Below are 22,750 nucleotides of genomic sequence, written 5' to 3' on the forward strand. Positions count from 1 at the left end.
GAGAAGTTAGAGGCACTTATAGCAGGGGAGAGTTTCAAGGGGAAGGCGGCGTTTATTCGAGAGATTAAGAATAGATTTGGACACGAAGATGGGATGTAATCATTCTCAAATAAGTATTTAAGTGTGTTATAATGGTTCTATTACTGTATTGGAAGTGGAATATGTCTAAGGATAAATTAATTTTAGCGATTGAGTCATCGTGTGATGAGACGAGTGTTGCTGTCATTAAAAATGAGAGTCAGCTCTTATCAAATATCATTGCTAGCCAGGTTGAGAGCCATAAGCGCTTTGGTGGTGTTGTGCCTGAGGTTGCTAGTCGCCATCATGTGGAGGTCGTGACTCTTTGCATCGAAGATGCCTTGCATGAGGCTGGGGTGAAAGCTAATGAACTTGATGCGGTGGCAGTGACCTATGGCCCTGGTTTGGTGGGGGCTCTTCTCGTTGGGATGGCTGCAGCCAAGGCCTTTGCCTGGGCCAACCAGCTACCCCTTATTTCTGTTAATCACATGGCGGGACATTTGATGGCTGCTCGTGAGCAGGAAGAGTTGACATATCCTCTTATGGCACTCCTTGTCTCTGGTGGTCACACGGAGTTGGTTTACGTTTCAGAGTCTGGCAACTACCATATTATTGGAGAGACCCGTGATGATGCTGTTGGTGAAGCTTACGATAAGGTTGGTCGGGTTATGGGCTTGACCTACCCAGCCGGTCGGGAAATTGATGAATTGGCTCACCGAGGTCAGGATGTCTACGATTTTCCTAGAGCTATGATTAAGGAAGATAATTTAGAGTTTTCTTTTTCTGGACTTAAATCAGCTTTTATCAATCTTTATCACAATGCCCAACAAAAGGGAGAGAGCCTACCTACTGAGGATCTCTGTGCGTCGTTTCAAGCCGCAGTCATGGATATTTTGATGGTTAAGACTAAGAAAGCCTTGGAACAATATCCTGTTCAGACCCTGGTGGTTGCGGGTGGCGTTGCTGCTAATCAAGGGCTTAGGGAACGTCTGGCCGCTGAGATTAATGATGTTAAGGTCATTATTCCACCGCTTCGTCTCTGTGGGGATAATGCGGGCATGATTGCTTTTGCAGCGGCTGTGGAAGCTGAACTGGGACATTTTAGTTCTCTAGATCTTAATGCTAAACCAAGTCTGACTTTTCCAGTTTTGGAACAGTAAGTATAGTTTACATGAATTAAAAAGAAATTCAGGAGTAGATAATCAGTTAGCTCTGCTATTTTTGAAAAAATATGAAAAAAGTTGAAAAAGACCCCGAAAAAGTGGTCTTTTTGCTATAATAAAAGGAAAATAAAAGGAAAATAAAAGGAAAATAAAAGGATGAAATGATGGAAAAAGGTTTTCGTGAGGGGCTGCAGGCAGCGGTACCGACAGCTTTTGGATATGCTAGTATCGGCCTGGCCTGTGGAATTGTAGCGGCGAACTCAGGTATTAGTCCAGTGGAAATGGGGTTGATGTCGGCGCTTGTCTATGCAGGATCAGCTCAGTTCGTCATGTGTGCCATGATTTTGGCAGGGGCGCCACTCTTGTCCATTGCGGTCACCGTATTTTTTGTCAATCTTCGTAACTTTTTGATGTGCTTGCATACAACGACGATTTTTAAAGATAATAGTTTGCCCTCTAACCTTCTCATCGGTTCCTTAGTGACTGATGAGTCCTATGGGGTTCTACTTGGGGAGTATGTCGAGCATAAGTCGATTCAACCTAGCTGGATGTATGGCAATAACTTGGTTGGCTATCTGTCATGGCTAATTTTTACGGTCGTTGGGAATGTTCTTGGTGGAATGATCCCAAATCCTGAGGCTTTAGGATTAGATTTTGCCCTTGTTGCTATGTTTGTCGGAATTTTTTCTGGCCAATTGGAAGCTATGGTTCGACGTCTACCTCTGAAAAAAATTGGTTTGATTTTGCTGGCGGTTGGAGTGGCTTACTTGAGTTTGACGGTCGTGGTGTCGTCCTATGTAGCAGTGCTATTAGCGACCTTGTTGGGATGTTTTGTTGGGGTGTGGTTAGATGATTAGTACTTATGTTTTTGGAGCGATTGTGCTCTCGGCTTTAGTGACCTGGGTCCCCCGGGTTCTGCCATTTGTATTAACCCGTTACAAGGCCTTGCCCGATCTAGTAGTTCGTTTCTTGAGTTTCCTACCTCTGACGATTATTTTTGCGCTAACCTTATCGAGTGTCGTGTCCCCGAAGGTTGGGCAGTTACCTAAATTTTTACCCATTGAGACGATCGCTGTTCTGCCCACTTTTTTCCTTGCGGCTAAGACCAAGAATATCCTCTTGGCAGTTGTCGTTGGGGTAGTTTTGGTAGCGGGTCTACGATTTATCTTTTAAAAAATAGCAGAGCAGGTCTGATAAGAAAGGAGAATTTTCATGTTACACTTTGAGAATGACTATAACGAGGGGGTTCACCCAGAGCTTTTAGAGGCTCTTATTACCACCAACGAAGAGAATTTGCCTGGTTATGGAGCAGATGCCTATACCAAGCGTGCAGTGGACAAAATCCGTCAGGCGATCGCTTGTCCGCAGGCTCAGATTACCTTTTTAACGGGTGGCACCCAGACCAATCAAGTGATCATCAATAGCTTGCTTAAGTCTTATGAAGGGGTTCTTGCAGCAGAAACAGGTCATATCTCTACCCATGAAGCAGGCGCCATTGAGTTTTCAGGGCATAAGGTCTTGACCCTGCCACATGAACATGGAAAATTACGGGCTGCTGATGTGGAGGCTTACCTGAAAGATTTCTACGCTGATGGTAACCATGAACATATGGTTTTTCCAGGTATGGTTTACATCTCACATCCGACAGAGTACGGTGCCCTTTATAGCAAGGCAGAACTGACAGAACTGTCTCAACTCTGTGACCGGTATGAGATCCCGCTTTTTATGGATGGTGCTCGTCTGGGTTACGCTTTGGGGGTGGCTTCTAGTGATGTGACTCTTGCTGATATTGCAGAGCTCTGCCATGTTTTCTACATCGGAGGAACCAAATTGGGTGCCTTAGCCGGTGAAGCCATTGTCTTTACCAGACATAATGAACCCAAGCATTTTATCCCTATCGTCAAGCAGCACGGCGCTTTGGTGGCCAAGGGAAGACTTTTCGGCGTTCAGTTTGATCGTTTTTTTACGGACAATCTCTATCAGAAAATTGGACAGCAGGCCATTGCCTATGCAGAGGAACTCAAGGCTATTTTGCATGAGAAGGGCTATCGTTTCTTCTATGAGAGTCCAACCAATCAGCAGTTTGTCATTGTGGAAAACAAGCAGCTGGAGACCTTGGCGGAAAAAGTCGTTTACAGTTTTTGGGAGAAGTATGATGATAACCATACGGTCATTCGGCTGGCAACAAGCTGGTCTACGACAGACCAAGACTTAGCAGATCTTAGAGATAGTTTATAGGACGAAAAAAGAGCTAGGCCATGTTGCCAGCTCTTTTTTTTGATAATAACTTGAGTATGCCTTTCTTTTTGAAAATGAAAGCAGTTGAGCATGGAATAACCTGTTATTCTCTTCCAAATCAACGCTCGACTTTGCTAGGATTTCTGTCTAACTTCAGTTAGATTTTTGCATCTTTTCCCTTCTATGGAAATTGAATGGAGCGTGAGTTTCCTTACCAGCTGGCCTTTTTAACACCAGGGAGTTGTCCCTTGTGGGCTAATTCGCGGAAGTGAATCCGACTGACACCAAATTTTCTCATGTAGGCATGAGGACGGCCGTCGATACGGTCTCGATTTTTCAGACGATTGGGATTGGAATCCCGCGGGAGTTTACGAAGGGCCTCGTAGTCTCCCTTAGCCTTGAGTTCTCGACGGATCTCAGCGTATTGCTCAATCAATTTGACTTGTTTGTTGTAACGGGCAATCTTAGATTTTTTTGCCATAACAGTCTCCTCTCGAAAATAATTAACCAGTTAACTATTATAGTATAACAGGAAATGAGTAAAATGCAAGAAAAAAGTGAACTGGTTAATGATTTCTCGAAAAAGAAAATCGCTGTCTCAAAGACAACGATTGATGAACTTACCAATGTAAGGAACCTGCAACCCACCCACTGCAGAGGGCAGAAGTGATGTTAAAGCCACCAGTATGGGCGTTGATGTCAAGGACCTCGCCCGCAAAATGCAATCCGGGTACTTTTTTGCTTTCCAAGGTTTTGGGGTTGATTTCCTTGAGGTCAATCCCGCCTTTGGTCACAAAGGACTTGGCCAAGGACATTTTGCCGGTGATTTTAATCTCAAAAGCCTTTAGTTGATGGATGAGGGCTTCTTGCTGTGGCGGAGTTAATTGCTTGATTTTTTCGGGGAATGGCCGAGCGAGGTAGTCAGCTAGCCGTTCTGGGAGCCAGATTTTTAGAGTATTTTTGATGGACTTTTCACGGTTGACGTCAAATTGTTCCACCAACTCCTCTTGGCTCATCTGAGGTAGGAAGTCAAGCTCTGCTATTTCTCCACCAGAGACAAAACTAGAGAGGCGAAGGGCAGCGGGTCCTGAGAGTCCAAAATGAGTAAAGAGCAGGTCGTGAGTGATGACGTGTTTGCCATAGGACAGGGTAACGTCGTCCAGAGAAATTCCCTGAAGAGTCTTGTGCTCAAAATCGGTGAGCAGGGGACTTTCAGCAGCTTCCATGTCGGTGACCTCAAGTTTAAAGTGTCGAGCGACATCGTGACCAAAACCAGTTGATCCAGTCGAGGGATAGGATTTACCGCCAGTGGTTACGATCAGTTTATCAGAGGTGTAGGTGCTGTCTTTTGATTTAACCTGAAAGACGTTCTCGATTTTTTTAACAGAGACAACTTCGCGGTTGGTTTCGATGTGGCCACCCTGCTCCTTGATTTTCTTTTCCAAAGCATCAATGATGGATTTGGACTTGTCAGATTTGGGGAAGACACGGCCGTGATCTTCAACCTTGAGCGGAACGTCATTTTCTTCGAAGAAGCGAATGATGTCGTGGTTATCAAATTGGGAAAAGACGCTATAGAGGAAACGGCCGTTGCCGGGGATGCCAGCCAGGAGGTCGTCCAGGGTGCCATTGTTGGTCACGTTGCAACGGCCTCCACCAGTGCCGGCTAATTTCTTGCCCAGACGTCGATTTTTCTCCAGGAGGAGCGTGTTTTGGCCGTAGTAGGTAGAGGCAACGGCTGCCATCATCCCAGCAGGTCCGCCTCCGATAATAATGGTATCGTAATGTGTCATGCCTCTATTTTATCAGATGTAGGGCCTGATAGCTACTCAGATGCTGGCTGTCCTTTTGGCCATAGCAAAGTAGTAGAGGGAGTAGTATCAGACTACTTTGCTGAAACTGTGAAGGGGACTGGTACTATATCTGCTCTGCTATTTCTTAAATTGACAGAAAGGGCTTGATATGGTACTATTTTCATAAGTGAATTCTGGAATGAGGAGTAAGACTGAGAGTATGACAGTAGAGAAAACGGTCAGTGAATTAGCTGAGATTTTGGGTGTGAGTCGCCAAGCGGTCAATAATCGTGTCAAGGCTCTACCAGAAGAAGATGTGGAAAAAAATGACAAGGGTGTTACCGTCGTCAAGCGCAGTGGTCTGATTAAGCTGGAAGAGATTTACAAGAAGACGATTTTTGAGGATGAGCCGGTCAGCGAAGAGGATAAGCAACGGGAGTTGTTGGAAATCCTTGTAGATGAAAAGAATACGGAGATTACCCGTCTCTATGAGCAGCTCAAGGCTAAGGATGAACAATTGGCGACCAAGGACGAGCAGTTGCGGGTCAAGGATGTTCAGATTGCTGAGAAGGACAAGCAACTTGACCAGCAACAACAGTTGACCCTTGCAGCCTTTAAGGACCGTGATAGTCTCAAGTTAGAATTGGATGAGGCTCGTAACCAGGTTGAAGAAATTCAAACTCAGGTTGCTGAAGCAGAGGCTGTCGCTGTGGCAGAGGAAACCAAGAAAAAAGGTTTCTTCGGAAGAATTTTCGGTAGCAAATAAGAGAGCAGTAATAATGCAAAAGATTATTCGGCGATTTCATTTGTTGATGGTTGTTATAGGTCTCGTGATGCTTACCTGTTTTGGTCTTGCTATCTTAAAATGGTTATCCGGACAGGTCGAATTTGCACTTATCTTTCTAGCAGCGGGTTTTCTCTTTGTTTATGCGGAATACCAAACAGTTCAAATGTTGAAACAAATAAAAAAATTATCTCGTTGAGAGAGTCTTAGAGTGGAGCAAGAAATTGTGACACTCTTTTTTAGAAGGGTTGGCCTTGCCCAATTCATGAAGGGAGAAAAATGGAAAATCTAACCAATTATGTCGCTTTTGACTTGGAATTTAATACTGTCGATGGCATCAGTCATATCATTCAGGTTTCAGGTGTGAAATTTGTGGACCATGAAGAAGTAGAACAGTTTGACACCTTTGTCTATACTGATGTGCCTCTGCAGTCTTTTATCAATGGCTTGACAGGGATTACGGCGGAGAAAATTGCAAGAGCTCCAAAGCTGGAGCAGGTTCTCGCAGACTTTAAAGCCTTTATTGGCGATAGTCAGCTGATTGGATACAACGCCCTAAAGTCTGACCTTCCTTTGTTGGCTGAGTATGGGTTAGATATGGCAGAGCAGTACGGTGTGGATGTCTATTTGGAAGCTAGGGAGCGCCGTTCAACGGATCTCAATGGCATTGTCAATCTCAAATTGACCTCTGTGGCAGACTTTTTAGGGATTAAAGGCCATGGGCATAATAGCTTGGAAGATGCTCGAATGACAGCCAAGGTCTATGAACGTTTCTTGGAATTTGACGACAATCGCCAGCTTTTGGACCAACAGGAGGAAGTGACCAACAATCCCTTTGCGGGATTGGATTTGTCGAGTTTGTTTGACTAAGAAGAGCAGGGCGAGGCGATGAAAATTTTGAAAAATTGTTGTTTGGCTTCTCTGATAGTTTTGGTCGTCTTCATTTTTGGATTTTTCTTCTTTATTAAAATGTTATTCTCTGCTAGCCCCGGAGAGAGGCAATACGGGAGTGAAGAATTGATGACATTGCTGACCCAGGTTGATTTGCCTCCCGAAAGAGTTACAACGGATGGGTCCTATGCCTATGAAGGTGGAGGGCTAACTTTTGAAGCTCATTATACCAAAGAGATGATGGAGGCTCATCCTGTCCTTAAGACTAGCCCAAGTAGAGTGAACGATCATCTAGAGGTTTATGTGCTGACATCGGATGATATGAATTATTTTGCCCTGCAAGAAAACTTATTCAATCCAGCCTTGATTTATTTTCTAGAGGAGAAGAGTCGAGTTTATCTAGAAAGTATGGGGAAAACAGTCGACATCAGGCATGTGATTCTCGCATGGAATGATAAGGAGAAGTTTAAAAAGGGGATTAAGGCTTATGAAAGAGCGCTGGACTTAGTTGATATTACAGACAACTCCAAGGAAAATCGAATAGATACCATAACGCTTAAATCTGGTAAAGAGGCTAACTTAGATCAACTAATGGATGACATGTATACCCAAGGTTTGATGGATGAGACTTCAAATGAATAGAATTGGAAAAGCACCCCAAGATTAGATTGTTTGTCTAACCTTTGAGGTGCTTTTTGCTTAGTTTTCTTCTGCGGGTGTCACGTCTTCAGGTGTGACGTCTTCGACTTCACGTTGTACGTTGCGGCCTTCGTTGAGGAGGGCTGTCACAATTTTTTCATCGCGGAGCTTGTTAGAATCGTTGATAGTTTGTGCGGACTTGATGATGGCAGTTTCCAGTTGGGCACGTTGCTTGCGGCCGTTGTCGATGGCGGCGATTAGACCATTGTTTTGTGCGACAAGGCTTTCTGCAAGGGCTGTAACAGATTGCAGAGCAACGGTTGGGCTTTGAGCAGTGCGTTCGAGGGCAGGGATTGCTTCCTTGCTGGTTTCTGCCAGGATTTGAAGGGCAGCGTTGTTGGCATTGACAATGGCATCTGCAGTCACACCAGATTTGACAGATTGTTGGAGCATGCCGAGCTGGGCGATGGACAATTTCATGGTTGGAATGGTGTTGCGACGGAGCATGCCCAATTTTTGACGCATATCTGACGATACCTTGACCAGGTTGCGCATTTGTGGAGTGGTTGCCCAAGCGACGTAGAGACGGCTAACATATTCGGTATGTTGTTGTTCCAAGGTGTTGACAACTTCTGTCATACGGGCCAATTCTTCAGATTTTACATGGTATTCTGGTGTGGCTGGGTCCAGGGTTGCGAGTTCGCTCTGCAATTGGCTGGCACGCTGAGAACCTTTCTGAGTGGTTGCTTCAACGAAGGCGATCACACCGACCAGGTTCTCGATGGATTTGGTGTTGTCTTCAATCAGCATCTCAGCTGAGACGATATTGCGGGCCAAGACTTCTTCCTGCTTAACGACACTTGCGGCCATACTGTCCATCTTTTGCTCGATATTTTGAGAATCGAAGTAGAATTCTTGTAGGCTGTTCTTACTTTGTTTGAAAAGTTTTTGGAGGAAGTTTGGTTTCTCTTCCAGTTGAGCTGGCTTGGCATCCTTGTATTTAGCGATAAATCCATTGAGCTCTTTATTGGTATTGTGAAGGAGCTCGTCCACTTCAGGAATTTCAAGTTTACGTTGCTCGTTAAGGATGTGGTTGACCGTGCTGTTGACATCCTCTACAGCGTTTTGACCGAATTCCAGGAGGGCGTTTTGATCCGCGATGAAATTATCAACCAATTGCGGAGCGCGAGACGTGATTTGTGTCTGTTGCTCAGGCGTTAGTTTGGCTAGGAATGAAACTTGTCCAGTTTCACTGGTTTCATCATTAGCAGTGATGATTTCGGTTGTTTTGTCGGTTTTTACAATGGCATTTGAAGCGATGGCATCAATATCAAAGTTAAAAGTTGAGTCAGTCATGTATTCTCCTTATTTTTGGGTGTTTGTTAAATCGTGTGATTTTTGGGTCATCATGCGTAGGCTGACTTCAAAGTCAGAGAGGGCACTTTCATTGAGTTCCCGCAGGGTCTGATCTAAATCGAGGTCAAATTGTTCCATCGCCTGCTTGGCTAATTCCAGTCGCTCGTCAGCATTGTGAAAATTTTTGGGACTTTCCTTGATTTTGAGGTAGCCTTGTAAAATATCGTGGAATCGTTTCATGCTGGTTTCATGAATGGCTGTCAGTTCAGCTTTGTTATCCGCCTTGTCAATCTTGTCCAAGATAGCAGCGTGGTCACGCTGGATATTAGTATAGGTCGTCATGATTTCAGGAGCCAGTTTGATGATTTGTTTTTCTTCCTCAGTGCTTTCAGCAGTTTCAATGGGCACATCTAATTTTTCAAGTTGGGCTGAAATCTCAGTGGAGACAGCACTTGCTTTTTTACTGATACGTTTGTAGATGTTGAGGTCCATGTTTTGCTTGAGTGCCAAGGCTTCAGCCTTGATATCCTCAACCTGGGTTAGCACATCACGAGCGAGTACGGCATACTGGGTATACTCCTTGTTTTCCAAATGACTATCCAGCAACTTGGTCTGACGGTCGGCTCTGGCAATGGCATCTTTTAAATCCTGCAGCCGTGTGGCGATGTTAGCTTTTTCAAGGCTGGACTTGCGGGTAAAGAGCTTGTAGAGACCATATCCCATAGCCCCCAGAACCGTTAATCCAACAAGAGCTTCCAGGTCTCCTAAGATACCGATAATAAATAAAATACTGAGGATTGAACCTAACCCCCATTTTTGAGAAAGCATAGGGGTTTGACCTTGGGGTCTTGTTTTTGGTAGCCGTTGGGGTTCTTGCTGAAAATGAGTTGGACCGCGGCCTGGTCCGTCACGAAATTGATTTCTAGGCATTACAACTTTCCTTACCTTTCGTAGAAATACTTACTCTTATTTTATCGTAAAATAGAAAAATTTGATATGAAAAGCCTTAAAATTCATCGAGAAAATGATTGGGATGCTCTGCTATGATGTAAAACCTGAATGATCCAACTCTGAAAAAAGGAAAGTTTTGAAAAGGTTCGGTAATTTCAAAATCAAGGAGATTTATTAAAGATAAAATTCGTAAAAAATAAAAATTTGAGGTTTTTTTGAAAAAAAGTTTGTCTTTTGCTATAATAAAGTGTAAGACAAAATCGCAGGTGAAAGTCCTGCCGCGTGTTTTGAAATAGTAAGGAAATATCGTATGACTTCAGTTGTTGTTGTGGGAACCCAGTGGGGGGATGAAGGTAAAGGGAAAATCACGGATTTCTTGTCTGCGGATGCAGAAGTGATTGCCCGCTACCAAGGTGGTGACAATGCGGGGCACACCATCGTGATTGATGGCAAAAAGTTTAAGTTGCACTTGATTCCGTCAGGGATTTTCTTCAAGGAAAAAATCTCAGTTATCGGAAACGGTGTCGTAGTCAATCCAAAATCTCTGGTCAAAGAATTGGCCTATCTGCATGAGGAAGGGGTAACGACTGACAATTTGCGGATTTCAGACCGTGCCCATGTTATCCTGCCTTACCACATCCACTTGGATCAACTCCAAGAAGATGCCAAAGGGGACAACAAAATTGGGACTACGATCAAGGGAATCGGTCCTGCCTACATGGACAAGGCAGCCCGTGTTGGGATCCGTATTGCAGACCTTTTGGACAAAGATATCTTTGCAGAGCGCCTGCGCATCAACTTGGAAGAGAAGAATCGTCTCTTTGAGAAAATGTACGACAGTACCACCCTGTCTTTTGATGATATCTTTGAAGAATACTATGAATACGGCCAACAAATCAAGCAGTATGTGACCGATACATCTGTCATCCTCAACGATGCCTTGGACGCTGGCAAGCGCGTGCTCTTTGAGGGGGCGCAAGGGGTCATGCTGGATATCGATCAAGGAACCTATCCGTTTGTAACCTCTTCAAACCCTGTAGCAGGTGGGGTAACCATTGGATCTGGGGTTGGTCCAAGCAAAATCAACAAGGTTGTCGGTGTCTGCAAGGCCTACACCAGCCGTGTTGGGGACGGCCCATTCCCAACGGAGCTCTTTGATGCGACGGGTGACCGTATCCGTGAAATCGGAAAAGAATACGGTACGACGACCGGTCGTCCACGCCGTGTGGGCTGGTTTGACTCTGTCGTGATGCGTCATAGCCGCCGTGTGTCAGGGATTACCAACCTATCACTCAACTCCATCGACGTGCTTTCAGGTCTTGACACGGTCAAAATCTGTGTGGCTTACGACTTGGACGGTCAACGCATTGACCACTACCCAGCTAGCTTGGAGCAACTCAAACGTTGCAAACCAATCTACGAAGAACTTCCGGGCTGGTCTGAGGATATCACAGGCGTAAGAAGCCTGGAAGAACTTCCAGAAAATGCCCGCAACTACGTTCGCCGTATCGGTGAATTGGTGGGTGTTCGCATTTCGACCTTCTCCGTCGGACCTGGACGCGAACAGACCAACATTTTGGAATCTGTTTGGGCCAATATCTAAGATATGAAAAGACCGCTCTCCAAATGTGGAGGGCGGTTTTAGGTGGTCCTCAAGATAAGCTGAGGCCATTTTTCAGACCAATTCTTTTGAGCCAAGCGTTTTTGGTAAACTGCCAATCGTTCTTCATCCGCTAGAAAGTGCGGTGTGGGCCGCAGGACAAAATGGAGGATATCCTCTAGGCTATAGGGAGCAAAGAGTTCCAACTCTTCTCCCACCAACCGCGCCGCGATGGCCGTACAAGTTTCTGGGTATTTGGAAATGGCCTCACAACTGCTGCTATAGCGTGCCGTATTTGGACTGTGCTGGTGCATGTAGGCCTGATTCTTGACCTCCCAGAGGTAGGCGGGATAGGTCTCTTTTAGTCTTTGTTCTATAGCAGAGCTATCTTCATATGGCCTCTCAAGATCATAAAAAACCACGTCAACATCGGTCGTCCGATCAAAGACCGGTTGACCTGATAGGGCATTCCAAATGGCATTGCGTACACAGCCTGCCGCTACCCAGCAGTCTGGCAAGCCCAAGTCACGGACAGCTCTAAAAATCGTTTGCAGGTCTGGGTCAGATAAGAGCAGATTTTTGAGTTCCTCATCCGTCATATGGGTTCCTTTCAATGATAAAGTCATTGTTAGATTGGTTGATGATGATGTCTGCATCATCTAAGGTCGGGGCCAAGTATGTCTCGTATTGCTGGCGACGGGCTTGATGGGTCTGCAAGACAAACTCTGCCACTCGGCCCCGCTCAGCAATATCCCGACCCAGCCGTCTATCCAACTCCGTCTCGCTATCGGTATAACAGGCGATGGACACATCAAACAAGGCCTTGTCTAGAAAGGCTGTGGACATACCTTCCACGATGAGAATGGGCTTGCTGCCAGATAAAAGGGTCTGCGGAGCCCAGGGCGAACAGTCAATTGTCAGCAAGTCCATCCCCTTTTGCAAGGCCTGAATATCCCGCGTCAGACTGGCCAGCTCATGTGCCACTGGCAGAGAGGCCGTCACCTTTTGGTCGGGAGCATTTGCCGGTCTGACCTGCTGGCGAAGCCCACCGTCGATGATGTAGGCATCCGTCTTCAAGAGATTGACCTGATTGGCATCAAGCATGGCTACAAGCTCTTTGGCCAGCGTGCTCTTGCCAGAAGCCCCATGACCATAGATGCGGATGGTGTGAGGCTTTCCATCTGTTAAGTAGGTTTTGAGTTGGTCAAGAAATGGCTCTTTCATGGTTCCTCCGTACTAAGCTCATAGCAAGCTGCTGTCATGGCTTTATCAAAATAATCTATCGTTTCCACACGAAACAACTGACCACCCAAGTGCTCAACTAGGTTTCGACAAGGAGTATTTATCTCATCCGTCACGACAAGAACAGTTGAAATCCCCCGCTGGACATATTGTTGTAAGGCAAACTGGATAAGTGTCGTCGCGATACCTTGCCTGCGAAAGTTTGGAGCAACCAAATACCCGATATGCCCAAGTTTGAGGCAGTCAGGATGGTCTATCTCCCAAAAACAAATGACAAAACCAGCGATTTCGCCCTCTATAAAGGCAAAATAACGCGTGAAGGGGGACCAGGTTTGCTGGTCTTTTTTGACTTCAGAGCGGTCACTGTTGGCAACAAATTGCTCAAAATCATCGACTGCCCACCATTCCACAAAAGGATTGGTGTTTTTATCTTCTAGGACAGCTTGCTCGAATCGCTGATAGGCCGCTTGGTCAGATAACTGGATTTTACGAATGTCCATGGCTCACCTCCACAAGAAAATTACCTTTATTATATCATAGAAAAAAGACTGATTGCTCAGCCTTTTTACACACTTAAAAATTTCGTCCGTTGGTGCCGTAGCCGTATTTTTCCATAAAGTCCTGACGGAACTCGAGGAGATTGTCGTCCACGATGGCTTGGCGAACCTTCTTCATGAGGTTGACCAGGAAATAGAGGTTGTGGTAGCTGGTCAGACGGATGCCGAAGGTCTCGTCTGCCTTAAGGAGGTGACGGAGGTAGGCACGGGTGTAGTTCTTACAAGTGTAGCAATCGCACTCATGATCAAGTGGGGTGAAGTCCTCTGCGAACTGGGCGTTTTTGACCACCAGACGACCACTTGAGGTCATGCAGGTACCGTTGCGAGCAATCCGTGTCGGCAAGACACAGTCAAACATATCCACTCCACGAATAACCCCATCAATCAAACTATCAGGCGCTCCAACCCCCATAAGGTAACGCGGTTTGTTAACTGGCAACAGCGGCACGGTAAAGTCCAAGACAGCATTCATCTCTGCATGTGACTCTCCAACTGCCAATCCTCCAATAGAATAACCGGGGAAATCCATGCTGACCAAATCTTGTGCAGACTGACGACGGAGGTCTTCAAAGCCAGCCCCCTGCACAATCCCAAAGAGACCTTGGTCGTGGGGACGGCGGTGGGCTTTTAGCCCACGCTCGGCCCAGCGGCTGGTGCGTTCGATGGATTTTTTGACATAGTCATAGGGTTGGTAGAACTGGGGACACTCGTCAAAGCTCATCATGATGTCTGACCCAAGATTGTTCTGGATGGAGATGGCCTTCTCCGGCGAGAGGAACATCTTGGAGCCATTGAGGTGGTTTTTAAAGGTTACCCCTTCTTCCGTGATATTGCGGCTATCCGCCAAGGAATAAACTTGGAAACCACCGCTATCGGTCAGGATAGCTTGGTCCCAGTTCATAAATTTATGCAGTCCCCCAGCCCGAGCAATCAACTCATCACCTGGACGGAGCCAAAGGTGGTAGGTGTTTGACAGGATAATGCCAGACCCCATTTCCTTGAGTTCTTCAGGCGACTGGGTCTTGACCGTGGCCTGGGTGCCAACCGGCATAAACATAGGCGTTGGGAAGGTCCCGTGGGGCGTGATAATCTCGCCCAAGCGAGCACCGGTGTGTTTTTCCGTCTTGATGAGACGGTATTTAATCGGATAATCAGTCATTTTTTCTCCTTTGCTTCCAGAAAAAACAGTTCTGGGCAGATGTTTGATACGATGAAAAGTCTTCTTAAAAGATGGTCTAAGATGGCATAGTACAAGGCTCTGCTATTCTTAAAAAATAGTAGAACTACCGTTTAGTCCATTTGAAAAATTTCAGGGTATCAGCCTTCCTATTCTATCAAAAATGACTGGACCTGTCATCTGTCGTATTTAGTCAAATACCAACGGATAAAGTAAACTTGCTTTGCAATGAGGTGGTAGGCTTATTTATCTTGATGCAGGCTTCCTAAAATTCATGCTGAGTTGAGAATTTTTTGGGAAAGTATTAAAGAAGTTATGTTTTTAAACGATAAGAAATTCCAGATCTGGATTAACGAGGCTATTTCATCATTGATTCATTCCATTATTGTTTTAATTTTAGGAGACAAAAAACGAATGCTGGATCCTATCAATGAAGTAGGAGCATTCGTTTTTACCTTATTTTTATTGAATGAGATGGGTAAAGTCAAATATGACTAGAGTTAGGCAAAAAGCTTAGAAAGCTTAGAAAGGTTGAGTGACCATTAGTCAACCATCTTGAGATATTCAATCTTCAAGCAACGGTCCATGACAATCTTATCACGATCTGCTGCACGGAGGAGTTCTTCTGCTTCTTGACTTTCGAGGTCTAATTGCGCCCAGAAAATGTCAGCATCGGTTTCTAAGAAATCACGCACCACATCCGCTAAAAATTCGCTGCGGCGGAAGACATCGACCATATCCACATGGACTGGAATATCCTGCAAGCGGGCATAGACTGTCTCACCTAGAATGGTCTGACCGGCTAATTTGGGATTGACAGGAATGATGGCAAAACCAGCCTCCTGCATAATTTGACTGACCCGGTAGGCAGCCGTCTCAGTACGGTCAGACAGACCAACAACCGCGATGGTCTTGCTCTGTCTGATGTAGTCGAAAATAGTCTCCTGAGATGGATTTTGAAAATGATAGGTCATAAATGACTCCTTTTAATCTTCGATGACGTTGAAAAATTTAGTGACGACAAGACCATCTTCTTGAAAGTCTAGTCCGACAGTTGGTAAGTGTCTTCGCCAAAAATCTCCGAAAATGCTTTGCCAGTCTGCAATGGTTCGATTACCTTCTCCGTTACACCAAGCAGTCTCTTCAGAAATGGCGTTAAAGGGTTCGATAACAACTTTTGTTGTTTCTAGTAGAACTTCTTTTGTTGGATTTTCTGGATTATCGACCATGATAGAGCGGTCTCCAACTTGGTCTAGCTCATCATCTGAGTCGTGTTCAGCGTACCAAGAACTGGTTGCCGTTTTGACACCCGATACAGTCAGGTCGTAGAGATCTGCGTACTCAACAGGGTGCCCCCAAACTTCCAGGTCTGGGTATTTCTTTTGTAATTCACCGTATTTAGCCATGGGAATACTCTTCTAAAAATGATTATCTACTTCGCTTCGTACCAGGTTTGGCCAGAGTTGCCGTCTGCAACTAATGGTACAGCCAGGGTAATGGCTGATTGCATGGTGTCAGCGACCAGTTGGCTAACGGCTTCTAGCTCTGCCTTTGGCACTTCAAGGACGATTTCGTCGTGAACCTGGAGGAGCATGTGAGCCTGATAGCCACCTGCAGTCAGGGCCTTGTCCAGATTGATCATGGCAATCTTGAGGATATCAGCTGCCGAGCCCTGAATTGGGGAGTTGATAGCGGTTCGCTCCGCAAAGTTGCGGATGTTGAAGTTACGTGAGTTGATATCCGGCAATTCGCGACGGCGATGGAAGAGGGTTTCGACATAGCCCTTATCCTTGGCCTCACGAACAACGGTCTCCATGTAGTTTTTGATGCCTGGATAACGTTCGAAATAGGTGTCGATATAGTCCTTGGCCTGCTTACGACTGATTCCTAGGTTGTTGGACAAACCAAAATCAGAAATCCCGTAGACAATTCCAAAGTTTACGGCCTTGGCATTGCGACGGTCGTTAGCGGTCACGTCTTCTGGCTTATCGATTCCAAAGACCCGCATAGCAGTTGCCGTGTGGATATCTGCTCCGCCATTGAAGGCAGCAATCAGATGCTCGTCACCAGAAATGTGAGCCAGAACCCGCAACTCGATCTGGGAGTAATCCGAGGACAGGAGCACCGCATCATCAGTCGATGGGGTAAAGGCCTTGCGAATGAGGCGACCTTGTTCAAGGCGGACAGGGATATTTTGCAGGTTAGGGTCAACAGAAGACAGGCGGCCTGTCTGGGTCAAATCCTGAATGTAGCGCGTGTGAATTTTGCCATCAGCCAGGATGTAGTCCTGCAGGCCGATGACATAAGTAGATTGGAGTTTGGTAATTTGACGATAGTCTAAAATCTTAGAGACGACGGGCGCGATTGGGGCCAGGCGCTCCAAGACATCGACAGCTGTTGAGTAGCCCGTCTTGGTCTTTTTGGTGTACTCCAGCGGCAACTGCATCTTTTCAAAGAGGACCTCACCCAGCTGTTTAGGGGAGTTGATGTTGAATTCCAAACCAGCTAGGTCGTAGATTTCCTGAGTCAGATTGGTGATGACAGCCTCGTTTTCTACCTGCATGGCTTGCAGGGCTTGGCGCTCAACCGTGATTCCTGCGATTTCCATCTTGGCCAAAACGCGGGCCAAAGGTTGCTCCATTTCAGTTAACAGTGTCAACTGGTCGTTTTCGATCAGGCGTTCGCGCATTGGGGCTTCTGTCTCGACGAGGACGGCTATCTTTTTGGCTAAATGGCTGAGCAGACCTTCTTTTTCAGGGACCGCACGCTTGACACCCTTACCATAGACTTCTGTGTCGTCCGCAATCTGGACCTGCCCGTAGAGTTTTGCGATGGTAGTGATGGCATTGTCTTCAACGGTTGAGAGCAGGTACTTGGCCAAGCGACTATCAAAACTAGCTTCGGCTAGATCAATCGCATAATGACTGAGCAAGACCTTACTCCGTTTGAAATCGTAGGTCTTGATGGGCTGACTGAGAGCAGCCTTAAGGAGATCATCTTGGAGCAAGTTCAGGTCAGTTGAGGCGTAGATATGCTCATTGGTTCCCCAAGCAAATCCAATCATTTCCTCGAGATGATAATTTTCACCCAGGATTTCAAAGTAGTAGAAGGTGTCCTCAGAAAACATCTCAGGAGTGAGCTCCGTCACTTCCTCGTAGCTGATGGTCACAGGCTCAGCCGTAGCAACTTGTCCTAGATTGGCCTTGAATTGCTTGAAGTCCATCTCCTCGTAGAAGTCGGCTAGCACTGTCACATCTTTTGGCCCTGTATAGGCCAAATCGTCCAGGCCGATCGTAATCGGAGCCTGCGTATTGATGGTGGCTAGAGTTTTGGACAAGAAGGCCTGTTCCTTGTCGTTGACCAGGTTTTCCTTCATCTTGGAGGCCTTCATGCTGTCGATGTTGGCATAAATGCCTTCTAATGAGCCGTATTCTTGGAGGAGCTTGAGGCCTGTTTTTTCACCGATTTTGGTGACGCCTGGGATGTTATCAGACTTATCTCCCATGAGGGCCTTGAGATCGATGAATTGTTCAGGGGTAATGCCCATTTTTTCCATCAGATAGGCTGGAGTGAACTCCTCAAACTCGGCCACACCTTTCTTGGAAATCTCAACAATGGTGTTAGCATCGGTCAGCTGGATTAAGTCCTTATCTCCGGACACAATCGTGACCTCAAAAGGCACTTCAGTCCGCTCTGCCATTTTATCCAAGGTCCCGATAATATCATCTGCCTCGTACTGGTCCAGGTCGTAGTAGGCAATTCCACGGGCAGCTAGCATCTCACGGATGTAGGGGAACTGTTCACGAAACTCGTCCGGAGTCTTGGCACGGCCAGCCTTATAGTCGCTGTACATCTCCGTCCTAAAAGTCGTCTTACCAGCGTCAAAAGCCACCAAAACATGGGTCGGTTGCACCCGTTCCAGCAGGTGATCTAGCATGAGGTGGAAGCCGTAGATGGCATTGGTATGTAGACCGTTGGCATTTTTGAAGCGGTCAATCTGGTTATAGAGGGCAAAGAAGGCACGGAAGGCCACCGATGACCCGTCGATTAAAAGAAGTTTATTAGTAGTAGTCATAGCCCTATTATAGCATAGGTGGGGAGAAATAGCGGAGCAGGAGGTGGTCAAAAACCGTAAATTACTTTGTTTCTTCAAAGTGACACTTGGATTATAAAAAGTGGTTGCTTGCATGACAAATCACGAAAAACATGCTATAGTATATAAAAATAAAGAGTAAAAGGAGCCCACCATGTCTTACTTTGAAAAATTTCTCCAAGCTAACAAGGCCTATGTTGACCTTCATGGAACCAAGTCCCTGCCCCTCAAACCGAAAATGAAGGTGGCCATCGTGACCTGCATGGACTCTCGTCTCCACGTTGCTCAGGCCCTCGGACTTGCTCTTGGGGATGCCCATATTCTGCGGAATACAGGTGGGCGTGTGACCGATGACATGATTCGCTCCTTGGTTGTGTCTCAGCAACAAATGGGGACACGTGAAGTTGTTGTGCTCCACCACACAGACTGTGGCTCACAGACCTTTAAAAATGAGGAATTCTGTTACACGTTACGGGAACGTTTTGGCTTAGACGAGCTAGAGATGGACTTCCTTCCCTTTACCGATGTCGAAGAGAGTGTCCGTGAGGATATGCAAAAGATTATTGCTTCTCCACTAATCCCTGATGATGTTATTATTTCAGGAGGCGTCTATGATGTTGACACTGGACGAATCACAGAGGTTAAACTTTAGTTCAATAGTTAAGAAAGACTGAATGGAGGCAACTTGTATGGTCTTTCTTTTTTTGCCTATAAAGTGTACAATAGAGACTGTTTGTAACAAGAAAATCACAAGGAGTTCCCATGCACTCAACACAGACGACCAAAGAGAAATTGATGCTTTTTGTGACCATCTTTTTCCCAGTTCTGATTTATCAGTTGGCTAATTTCTCTGCTTCTTTTTTGGACACCATGATGACAGGCCATTATGCGACCAAGCATCTGGCTGGGGTATCTATGGCGACCTCTCTCTGGAACCCTATGTTTTCCTTTTTGACGGGATTGGTGTCGGCCTTGGTTCCGGTTATCGGGCATCATTTGGGGAGGAAGGAACAGGATAAGGTTACCCAGGAATTTCACCAGTTCCTCTATTTGGGGCTTGGTTTGTCCTTAGTTCTGATGGCTGTCGTCGCCTTTGGAGCTCGGCCATTTCTTGCGACCATGGGTCTGGAGCCAGAGGTTCTAGCTGTTGGTCAGGCTTATCTGGATTGCCTTTTGGTCGGGATTGTTCCCTTGTCACTTTTTTCTATCTGTCGATCATTTTTTGATGCTCTAGGCCTGACCCGCTTGTCCATGTATCTCATGCTTTTGATTTTGCCCTTTAATGCCTTCTTCAACTATGGCTTGATTTATGGTCGTTTTGGTTTTCCGGAAATGGGCGGAGCAGGGGCTGGACTAGGAACTTCCTTGACCTATTGGGCAGTTTTATTGGTTGTCTTGTTTGTGATGGCTAGGCACCCTAAGGTTAGAGCCTACAAGATTTGGCAGTTGGATCAACTTCAACCTAAGTTAGTTTGGTCAGGTTTCAGACTAGGTCTGCCGATAGGACTTCAAGTTTTTGTGGAAGTTGCCATCTTTGCGGCCATGGGCTTGATGATGGCCCAGTTTAGCTCGGAAATTATTGCAGCCCACCAGTCTGCTATGAACTTTGCGACCCTCATGTACGCCTTCCCAGCTTCAATCTCCTCAGCTCTGGCTATCGTGATTTCCTATGAGGTTGGGGCACGTCGTGTAGCGGATGTCCAAGCCTACACGCGAATCGGTCGTTGGTTTGCTCTTGGTTTTGCGACATTAACCCTGACCTTCCTCTATACCTTCCGTTTCCAAGTGGCTGGGCTTTATGGGACAGAGCAGAGCTTTATTCGGACGACAGCAGTCTTTTTGACCTACAGTCTATTCTTCCAGTTAGCAGATGCTTACGCAGCGCCCATTCAGGGAATTTTAAGGGGTTATAAGGATACGACCATGCCATTTATCATTGGCTTTGTTGGCTATTGGGCAGCTGCTTTCCCAATTGGGATGGCCCTCAATGCCTGGACCAACTTAGGACCCTATGCCTACTGGATTGGTCTCATTTCAGGTATTATAATCTGTGGGATTTTCCTCAATATTCGCCTTAATAAGATGGCAAAAAAGCTGAATGATAGGACTTGAAAACTGAAAAGGAGTTGGTCTAAAACTGACTCCTTTCGTCTCTCTGCTCTGCTATTTTACCTTGATTATGCTATACTAGAACCACGAAATTACAAGGAGGACCTGCCATGAAATTAACGACACTGGGCTGTTGGGGAGCCTATCCCTTTAAGGATGAAGGGACTACCTCTTATTTGTTGACTGGGCATGACGGTTTTCAGCTATTGATTGATTGTGGAAGCCGTGCAGTCAATGAACTGGAAAAGGAAATCAGTCCGCTAGACTTGGATGCTGTGCTCATTAGCCACTATCATCCTGACCATGTGGCGGATTTGGGAGTCTTGCGCCATTATTTTCAGCTCTACCCTAAGCACCTCTGGGAGCCTAAGGTCTTGCCCATTTATGCCCACGATGAGGATGCTACTGAATTTGCCAAACTCACTCTGGATGGTGTTTCTAAAGGTTATGCCTACGATGTGACGGGTACAGAACAGATCGGTCCCTTTGCCATTACCTTTATTAAGACGGTCCATCCGGTCATCTGTTATGCCTTTAAAATAGTAGAACAGGCAACTGGCCAGGTCTTCGTCTTTACGGCGGATACAGGTTACTTCGAAGGCTTGTCGGACTTTGTGAGCGGGGCAGACTTGTTATTGGCGGATGTCTATCTCTACGAGGGAAATGAAAATCACATTGCTCATTTAACGACCAAGGAAGCAGGTTTGCTGGCGGTAGAAGCTGGGGTGAAAAAATTAGTCCTCACCCACATGCCTCCTCTTTCTCCAGAGGGAGTTGATCCTGAACGTCACTTGGAAATCCTTAGAGAACAAACTCAAAAATACGCAGGGGTTATCCCAGTAGAGTTGGCCAGTCCGCACAAGTCTTGGGATATCGGTGGCTGCTGATGGACTATACGCTAGAAGAAAAAGAGGGATTCATGCGTGAAGCCCTCCGCGAAGCTCAGCTATCCCTCCAAAAAGAAGAAATCCCTATCGGCTGTATCATCGTCCATGAAGGGCAGATTATTGGCCGTGGCCACAATGCCCGTGAGGAACTTAATCAGGCCGTCATGCATGCTGAAATTATGGCCATCAATCAAGCCAATGCAACAGTTGGCAACTGGCGCCTGCTGGACTGTACACTTTTTGTAACCATTGAGCCCTGTGTCATGTGTAGTGGGGCGATTGGTCTGGCACGACTCCCGCAAGTCATCTATGGCGCTAAAAATCCAAAGTTTGGCGCTGCGGGAAGTCTCTATAATATCTTGACGGATGAGCGGCTCAACCATCGCGTTCAGGTTGAGACTGGGATTCTTGAGGAAGATTGTGCACAGATCATGCAGGACTTTTTCCGCCTGGGTAGAGCCAAGAAAAAAGAGGCCAAGGCAAGGGAAAAAGCTCTACTTCTGCTAGCTGATGAAAGTGACTAATAAGTTTTGGTTGATTACTGAAAGAATTATGGTATAATAATTATTGGAGCAACACTTGTGCGTGAAGTGGGTCAGGGGAGGAATCCAGCAGCCCTAAGCGAAGTCAAGTGTGTGCTCTTTTTGTTTTATTAGGCATTTTTAGAAAATAAATGAAAAACTATGAAAATGCTAAATTTCAAGTCTAAGTTAGGCATTTAGTAAAAATTGTCTAGGAGATAAATAGTTCAAACATTTCTTTGGATAGTTGTTAATCCAATTTTCGATGAAGGGGACCATTCTTATGGTCGTTTTCTTTGTACCTTTTGGCAACCATCGTCTAATGAGTCTGTTATGGTTCTCGTTGGTTCCTCTTTCCCAAGAGGCGTAAGGGTGGGCATAATAGATGCACTCAGGATCAAAGACATCTGCCAAGCGACTAAATTCTGTCCCGTTATCCGCTGTGATTGAGTTGATGTGATAGTTTTGAAGAATCCCTTTCAAAGCTTGATTGACTGAGGTCGCTGATTTGTCAGGAATGAGACGAATGATTTGAAAGCGACTCTTCCTGTCTGTCAGAGTCAATAAGCACTCGTTTTTAGCTCGCGTCTGAATAACGGTATCAATTTCATAATCGCCTAGATTTTCACGCTTATTGATACTCTCTGGTCGCTCGTCAATGGATTTTCCAGCAGGCTTAAAGTCTGGACTAGCTTGCTTTTTCTCTGCTTTGCTTTTGCGTGGATAAAGCA

General features: G+C 45.9%; 25 protein-coding genes and 1 other RNA gene. 14 read left to right on the forward strand and 12 right to left on the reverse strand.

Going from position 1 to position 22,750, the window contains the following annotated elements; genetic code table 11:
* Nucleotides 1–161 precede the first annotated feature (161 nt).
* From tsaD to ACFORF_RS06140, 4 genes are all read left to right on the forward strand, one after another.
* The gene (gene tsaD / locus ACFORF_RS06125; RefSeq protein ID WP_380426425.1) at nt 162–1,178 is read left to right on the forward strand and encodes a tRNA (adenosine(37)-N6)-threonylcarbamoyltransferase complex transferase subunit TsaD; all 1,017 of its coding nucleotides are present in this window, start codon (nt 162–164) and stop codon (nt 1,176–1,178) included.
* Nucleotides 1,179–1,342: 164 nt separating this feature from the next.
* Nucleotides 1,343–2,038, forward strand: coding sequence for an AzlC family ABC transporter permease (locus ACFORF_RS06130; protein WP_380426427.1), 696 nt, complete (start codon nt 1,343–1,345; stop codon nt 2,036–2,038).
* The gene (locus tag ACFORF_RS06135) at nt 2,031–2,354 is read left to right on the forward strand and encodes an AzlD domain-containing protein (RefSeq protein ID WP_380426429.1); all 324 of its coding nucleotides are present in this window, start codon (nt 2,031–2,033) and stop codon (nt 2,352–2,354) included. Before ACFORF_RS06130 ends, ACFORF_RS06135 begins: the two co-directional genes overlap by 8 nt.
* A gap of 39 nt (nt 2,355–2,393) precedes the next feature.
* Nucleotides 2,394–3,419, forward strand: coding sequence for a threonine aldolase family protein (locus tag ACFORF_RS06140; RefSeq protein ID WP_380426431.1), 1,026 nt, complete (start codon nt 2,394–2,396; stop codon nt 3,417–3,419).
* A 211-nt stretch (nt 3,420–3,630) separates the two neighbouring features.
* Here the strand turns inward: ACFORF_RS06140 and rpsN are convergent, their stop codons facing one another.
* Together rpsN and ACFORF_RS06150 are read right to left on the reverse strand one after the other, a co-directional pair.
* Entirely contained in the window at nt 3,631–3,900 is a 270-nt protein-coding gene (gene rpsN, locus ACFORF_RS06145) for a 30S ribosomal protein S14 (protein ID WP_380426433.1), read from the reverse strand.
* Between the two features lie 139 nt (nt 3,901–4,039).
* Nucleotides 4,040–5,212, reverse strand: coding sequence for a BaiN/RdsA family NAD(P)/FAD-dependent oxidoreductase (locus ACFORF_RS06150; protein ID WP_380426435.1), 1,173 nt, complete (start codon nt 5,210–5,212; stop codon nt 4,040–4,042).
* Nucleotides 5,213–5,432: 220 nt separating this feature from the next.
* Between ACFORF_RS06150 and ACFORF_RS06155 the strand changes: the two genes are divergently transcribed.
* The 4 genes from ACFORF_RS06155 to ACFORF_RS06170 all read left to right on the forward strand — a co-directional run bounded on the left by ACFORF_RS06155 (nt 5,433) and on the right by ACFORF_RS06170 (nt 7,529).
* Nucleotides 5,433–5,978: a DUF536 domain-containing protein gene (locus ACFORF_RS06155; RefSeq protein ID WP_380426437.1), complete on the forward strand. Its 546-nt coding sequence runs from the start codon at nt 5,433–5,435 to the stop codon at nt 5,976–5,978.
* Nucleotides 5,979–5,991: 13 nt separating this feature from the next.
* Entirely contained in the window at nt 5,992–6,195 is a 204-nt protein-coding gene (locus ACFORF_RS06160) for a hypothetical protein (RefSeq protein ID WP_380426439.1), read from the forward strand.
* An 80-nt stretch (nt 6,196–6,275) separates the two neighbouring features.
* Nucleotides 6,276–6,866, forward strand: coding sequence for a 3'-5' exonuclease (locus ACFORF_RS06165; RefSeq protein WP_380426441.1), 591 nt, complete (start codon nt 6,276–6,278; stop codon nt 6,864–6,866).
* Between the two features lie 18 nt (nt 6,867–6,884).
* Nucleotides 6,885–7,529 (forward strand): hypothetical protein, encoded by a 645-nt coding sequence (locus ACFORF_RS06170; protein WP_380426443.1) that lies wholly within the window; start codon nt 6,885–6,887, stop codon nt 7,527–7,529.
* 57 nt (nt 7,530–7,586) lie between these two features.
* Here ACFORF_RS06170 and ACFORF_RS06175 read toward each other — a convergent pair whose 3' ends face one another.
* Nucleotides 7,587–8,882 carry a toxic anion resistance protein gene (locus ACFORF_RS06175; RefSeq protein WP_380426445.1) on the reverse strand — a complete coding sequence of 432 codons (1,296 nt, stop codon included), beginning with the start codon at nt 8,880–8,882 and terminating at the stop codon, nt 7,587–7,589.
* Between the two features lie 9 nt (nt 8,883–8,891).
* The gene (locus tag ACFORF_RS06180) at nt 8,892–9,710 is read right to left on the reverse strand and encodes a hypothetical protein (RefSeq protein ID WP_380426468.1); all 819 of its coding nucleotides are present in this window, start codon (nt 9,708–9,710) and stop codon (nt 8,892–8,894) included.
* Between the two features lie 433 nt (nt 9,711–10,143).
* On the opposite strand from ACFORF_RS06180, the gene ACFORF_RS06185 reads away from it, so the two are divergent.
* Nucleotides 10,144–11,436, forward strand: coding sequence for an adenylosuccinate synthase (locus ACFORF_RS06185; RefSeq protein WP_380426447.1), 1,293 nt, complete (start codon nt 10,144–10,146; stop codon nt 11,434–11,436).
* Between the two features lie 38 nt (nt 11,437–11,474).
* Here ACFORF_RS06185 and ACFORF_RS06190 read toward each other — a convergent pair whose 3' ends face one another.
* The 7 genes from ACFORF_RS06190 to polA form a co-directional block, all read right to left on the reverse strand.
* Nucleotides 11,475–12,032: a nucleotidyltransferase family protein gene (locus tag ACFORF_RS06190; protein ID WP_380426470.1), complete on the reverse strand. Its 558-nt coding sequence runs from the start codon at nt 12,030–12,032 to the stop codon at nt 11,475–11,477.
* A complete protein-coding gene (locus ACFORF_RS06195; protein WP_380426449.1) occupies nt 12,022–12,657 on the reverse strand; it encodes a uridine kinase family protein in 636 nt (211 codons plus the stop codon). Before ACFORF_RS06195 ends, ACFORF_RS06190 begins: the two co-directional genes overlap by 11 nt.
* Nucleotides 12,654–13,175 (reverse strand): GNAT family N-acetyltransferase, encoded by a 522-nt coding sequence (locus tag ACFORF_RS06200; protein ID WP_380426451.1) that lies wholly within the window; start codon nt 13,173–13,175, stop codon nt 12,654–12,656. Before ACFORF_RS06200 ends, ACFORF_RS06195 begins: the two co-directional genes overlap by 4 nt.
* A gap of 73 nt (nt 13,176–13,248) precedes the next feature.
* A complete protein-coding gene (tgt, locus tag ACFORF_RS06205) occupies nt 13,249–14,391 on the reverse strand; it encodes a tRNA guanosine(34) transglycosylase Tgt (RefSeq protein WP_380426453.1) in 1,143 nt (380 codons plus the stop codon).
* A 560-nt stretch (nt 14,392–14,951) separates the two neighbouring features.
* Nucleotides 14,952–15,383, reverse strand: a complete 432-nt coding sequence (locus tag ACFORF_RS06210) for a CoA-binding protein (protein WP_380426455.1) — start codon at nt 15,381–15,383, stop codon at nt 14,952–14,954.
* Between the two features lie 12 nt (nt 15,384–15,395).
* Nucleotides 15,396–15,815, reverse strand: coding sequence for an ASCH domain-containing protein (locus ACFORF_RS06215; RefSeq protein WP_380426456.1), 420 nt, complete (start codon nt 15,813–15,815; stop codon nt 15,396–15,398).
* A gap of 26 nt (nt 15,816–15,841) precedes the next feature.
* Complete coding sequence (gene polA, locus ACFORF_RS06220; RefSeq protein WP_380426458.1) at nt 15,842–18,484, reverse strand: DNA polymerase I; 2,643 nt, start codon at nt 18,482–18,484, stop codon at nt 15,842–15,844.
* A 172-nt stretch (nt 18,485–18,656) separates the two neighbouring features.
* Between polA and ACFORF_RS06225 the strand changes: the two genes are divergently transcribed.
* From ACFORF_RS06225 to ffs, 5 genes are all read left to right on the forward strand, one after another.
* Nucleotides 18,657–19,154 (forward strand): beta-class carbonic anhydrase, encoded by a 498-nt coding sequence (locus tag ACFORF_RS06225; RefSeq protein ID WP_380426460.1) that lies wholly within the window; start codon nt 18,657–18,659, stop codon nt 19,152–19,154.
* A gap of 110 nt (nt 19,155–19,264) precedes the next feature.
* A complete protein-coding gene (locus ACFORF_RS06230; protein ID WP_380426462.1) occupies nt 19,265–20,614 on the forward strand; it encodes an MATE family efflux transporter in 1,350 nt (449 codons plus the stop codon).
* A gap of 107 nt (nt 20,615–20,721) precedes the next feature.
* Complete coding sequence (locus ACFORF_RS06235; RefSeq protein ID WP_380426464.1) at nt 20,722–21,498, forward strand: MBL fold metallo-hydrolase; 777 nt, start codon at nt 20,722–20,724, stop codon at nt 21,496–21,498.
* On the forward strand, nt 21,498–22,022 hold the full coding sequence (gene tadA / locus ACFORF_RS06240) for a tRNA adenosine(34) deaminase TadA (protein ID WP_380426465.1): 525 nt from the start codon (nt 21,498–21,500) through the stop codon (nt 22,020–22,022). The genes ACFORF_RS06235 and tadA overlap by 1 nt, the downstream gene beginning before the upstream one ends.
* Nucleotides 22,023–22,057: 35 nt before the next feature.
* Nucleotides 22,058–22,153: signal recognition particle sRNA small type (ffs, locus tag ACFORF_RS06245), an RNA gene on the forward strand.
* Between the two features lie 55 nt (nt 22,154–22,208).
* On the opposite strand, the gene ACFORF_RS06250 is transcribed toward ffs, so the two are convergent.
* A partial coding sequence (locus ACFORF_RS06250) for an IS30 family transposase (RefSeq protein ID WP_380426466.1) occupies nt 22,209–22,750 on the reverse strand: 542 nt, incomplete at its 5' end.

It is taken from the genome of Streptococcus caprae (assembly GCF_042649745.1).
Classification (GTDB): Bacteria; Bacillota; Bacilli; order Lactobacillales; family Streptococcaceae; genus Streptococcus; species Streptococcus caprae.

What these genes read in the sequence shown, in the direction of transcription:
- ACFORF_RS06155 (WP_380426437.1), top strand. Translation starts at nt 5,433, where the DNA reads ATGACAGTAGAGAAAACGGTCAGTGAATTAGCTGAGATTTTGGGTGTG.
- ACFORF_RS06180 (WP_380426468.1), bottom strand. Translation starts at nt 9,710, where the DNA reads ATGCTTTCTCAAAAATGGGGGTTAGGTTCAATCCTCAGTATTTTATTT.
- ACFORF_RS06200 (WP_380426451.1), bottom strand. Translation starts at nt 13,175, where the DNA reads ATGGACATTCGTAAAATCCAGTTATCTGACCAAGCGGCCTATCAGCGA.
- ACFORF_RS06235 (WP_380426464.1), top strand. Translation starts at nt 20,722, where the DNA reads ATGAAATTAACGACACTGGGCTGTTGGGGAGCCTATCCCTTTAAGGAT.
- ACFORF_RS06150 (WP_380426435.1), bottom strand. Translation starts at nt 5,212, where the DNA reads ATGACACATTACGATACCATTATTATCGGAGGCGGACCTGCTGGGATG.
- ACFORF_RS06210 (WP_380426455.1), bottom strand. Translation starts at nt 15,383, where the DNA reads ATGACCTATCATTTTCAAAATCCATCTCAGGAGACTATTTTCGACTAC.
- ACFORF_RS06230 (WP_380426462.1), top strand. Translation starts at nt 19,265, where the DNA reads ATGCACTCAACACAGACGACCAAAGAGAAATTGATGCTTTTTGTGACC.
- ACFORF_RS06215 (WP_380426456.1), bottom strand. Translation starts at nt 15,815, where the DNA reads ATGGCTAAATACGGTGAATTACAAAAGAAATACCCAGACCTGGAAGTT.
- polA (WP_380426458.1), bottom strand. Translation starts at nt 18,484, where the DNA reads ATGACTACTACTAATAAACTTCTTTTAATCGACGGGTCATCGGTGGCC.
- ACFORF_RS06140 (WP_380426431.1), top strand. Translation starts at nt 2,394, where the DNA reads ATGTTACACTTTGAGAATGACTATAACGAGGGGGTTCACCCAGAGCTT.
- ACFORF_RS06160 (WP_380426439.1), top strand. Translation starts at nt 5,992, where the DNA reads ATGCAAAAGATTATTCGGCGATTTCATTTGTTGATGGTTGTTATAGGT.
- ACFORF_RS06130 (WP_380426427.1), top strand. Translation starts at nt 1,343, where the DNA reads ATGATGGAAAAAGGTTTTCGTGAGGGGCTGCAGGCAGCGGTACCGACA.
- rpsN (WP_380426433.1), bottom strand. Translation starts at nt 3,900, where the DNA reads ATGGCAAAAAAATCTAAGATTGCCCGTTACAACAAACAAGTCAAATTG.
- ACFORF_RS06190 (WP_380426470.1), bottom strand. Translation starts at nt 12,032, where the DNA reads ATGACGGATGAGGAACTCAAAAATCTGCTCTTATCTGACCCAGACCTG.
- ACFORF_RS06185 (WP_380426447.1), top strand. Translation starts at nt 10,144, where the DNA reads ATGACTTCAGTTGTTGTTGTGGGAACCCAGTGGGGGGATGAAGGTAAA.
- ACFORF_RS06170 (WP_380426443.1), top strand. Translation starts at nt 6,885, where the DNA reads ATGAAAATTTTGAAAAATTGTTGTTTGGCTTCTCTGATAGTTTTGGTC.
- ACFORF_RS06195 (WP_380426449.1), bottom strand. Translation starts at nt 12,657, where the DNA reads ATGAAAGAGCCATTTCTTGACCAACTCAAAACCTACTTAACAGATGGA.
- tadA (WP_380426465.1), top strand. Translation starts at nt 21,498, where the DNA reads ATGGACTATACGCTAGAAGAAAAAGAGGGATTCATGCGTGAAGCCCTC.
- ACFORF_RS06175 (WP_380426445.1), bottom strand. Translation starts at nt 8,882, where the DNA reads ATGACTGACTCAACTTTTAACTTTGATATTGATGCCATCGCTTCAAAT.
- tgt (WP_380426453.1), bottom strand. Translation starts at nt 14,391, where the DNA reads ATGACTGATTATCCGATTAAATACCGTCTCATCAAGACGGAAAAACAC.
- ACFORF_RS06135 (WP_380426429.1), top strand. Translation starts at nt 2,031, where the DNA reads ATGATTAGTACTTATGTTTTTGGAGCGATTGTGCTCTCGGCTTTAGTG.
- ACFORF_RS06225 (WP_380426460.1), top strand. Translation starts at nt 18,657, where the DNA reads ATGTCTTACTTTGAAAAATTTCTCCAAGCTAACAAGGCCTATGTTGAC.
- ACFORF_RS06165 (WP_380426441.1), top strand. Translation starts at nt 6,276, where the DNA reads ATGGAAAATCTAACCAATTATGTCGCTTTTGACTTGGAATTTAATACT.
- tsaD (WP_380426425.1), top strand. Translation starts at nt 162, where the DNA reads ATGTCTAAGGATAAATTAATTTTAGCGATTGAGTCATCGTGTGATGAG.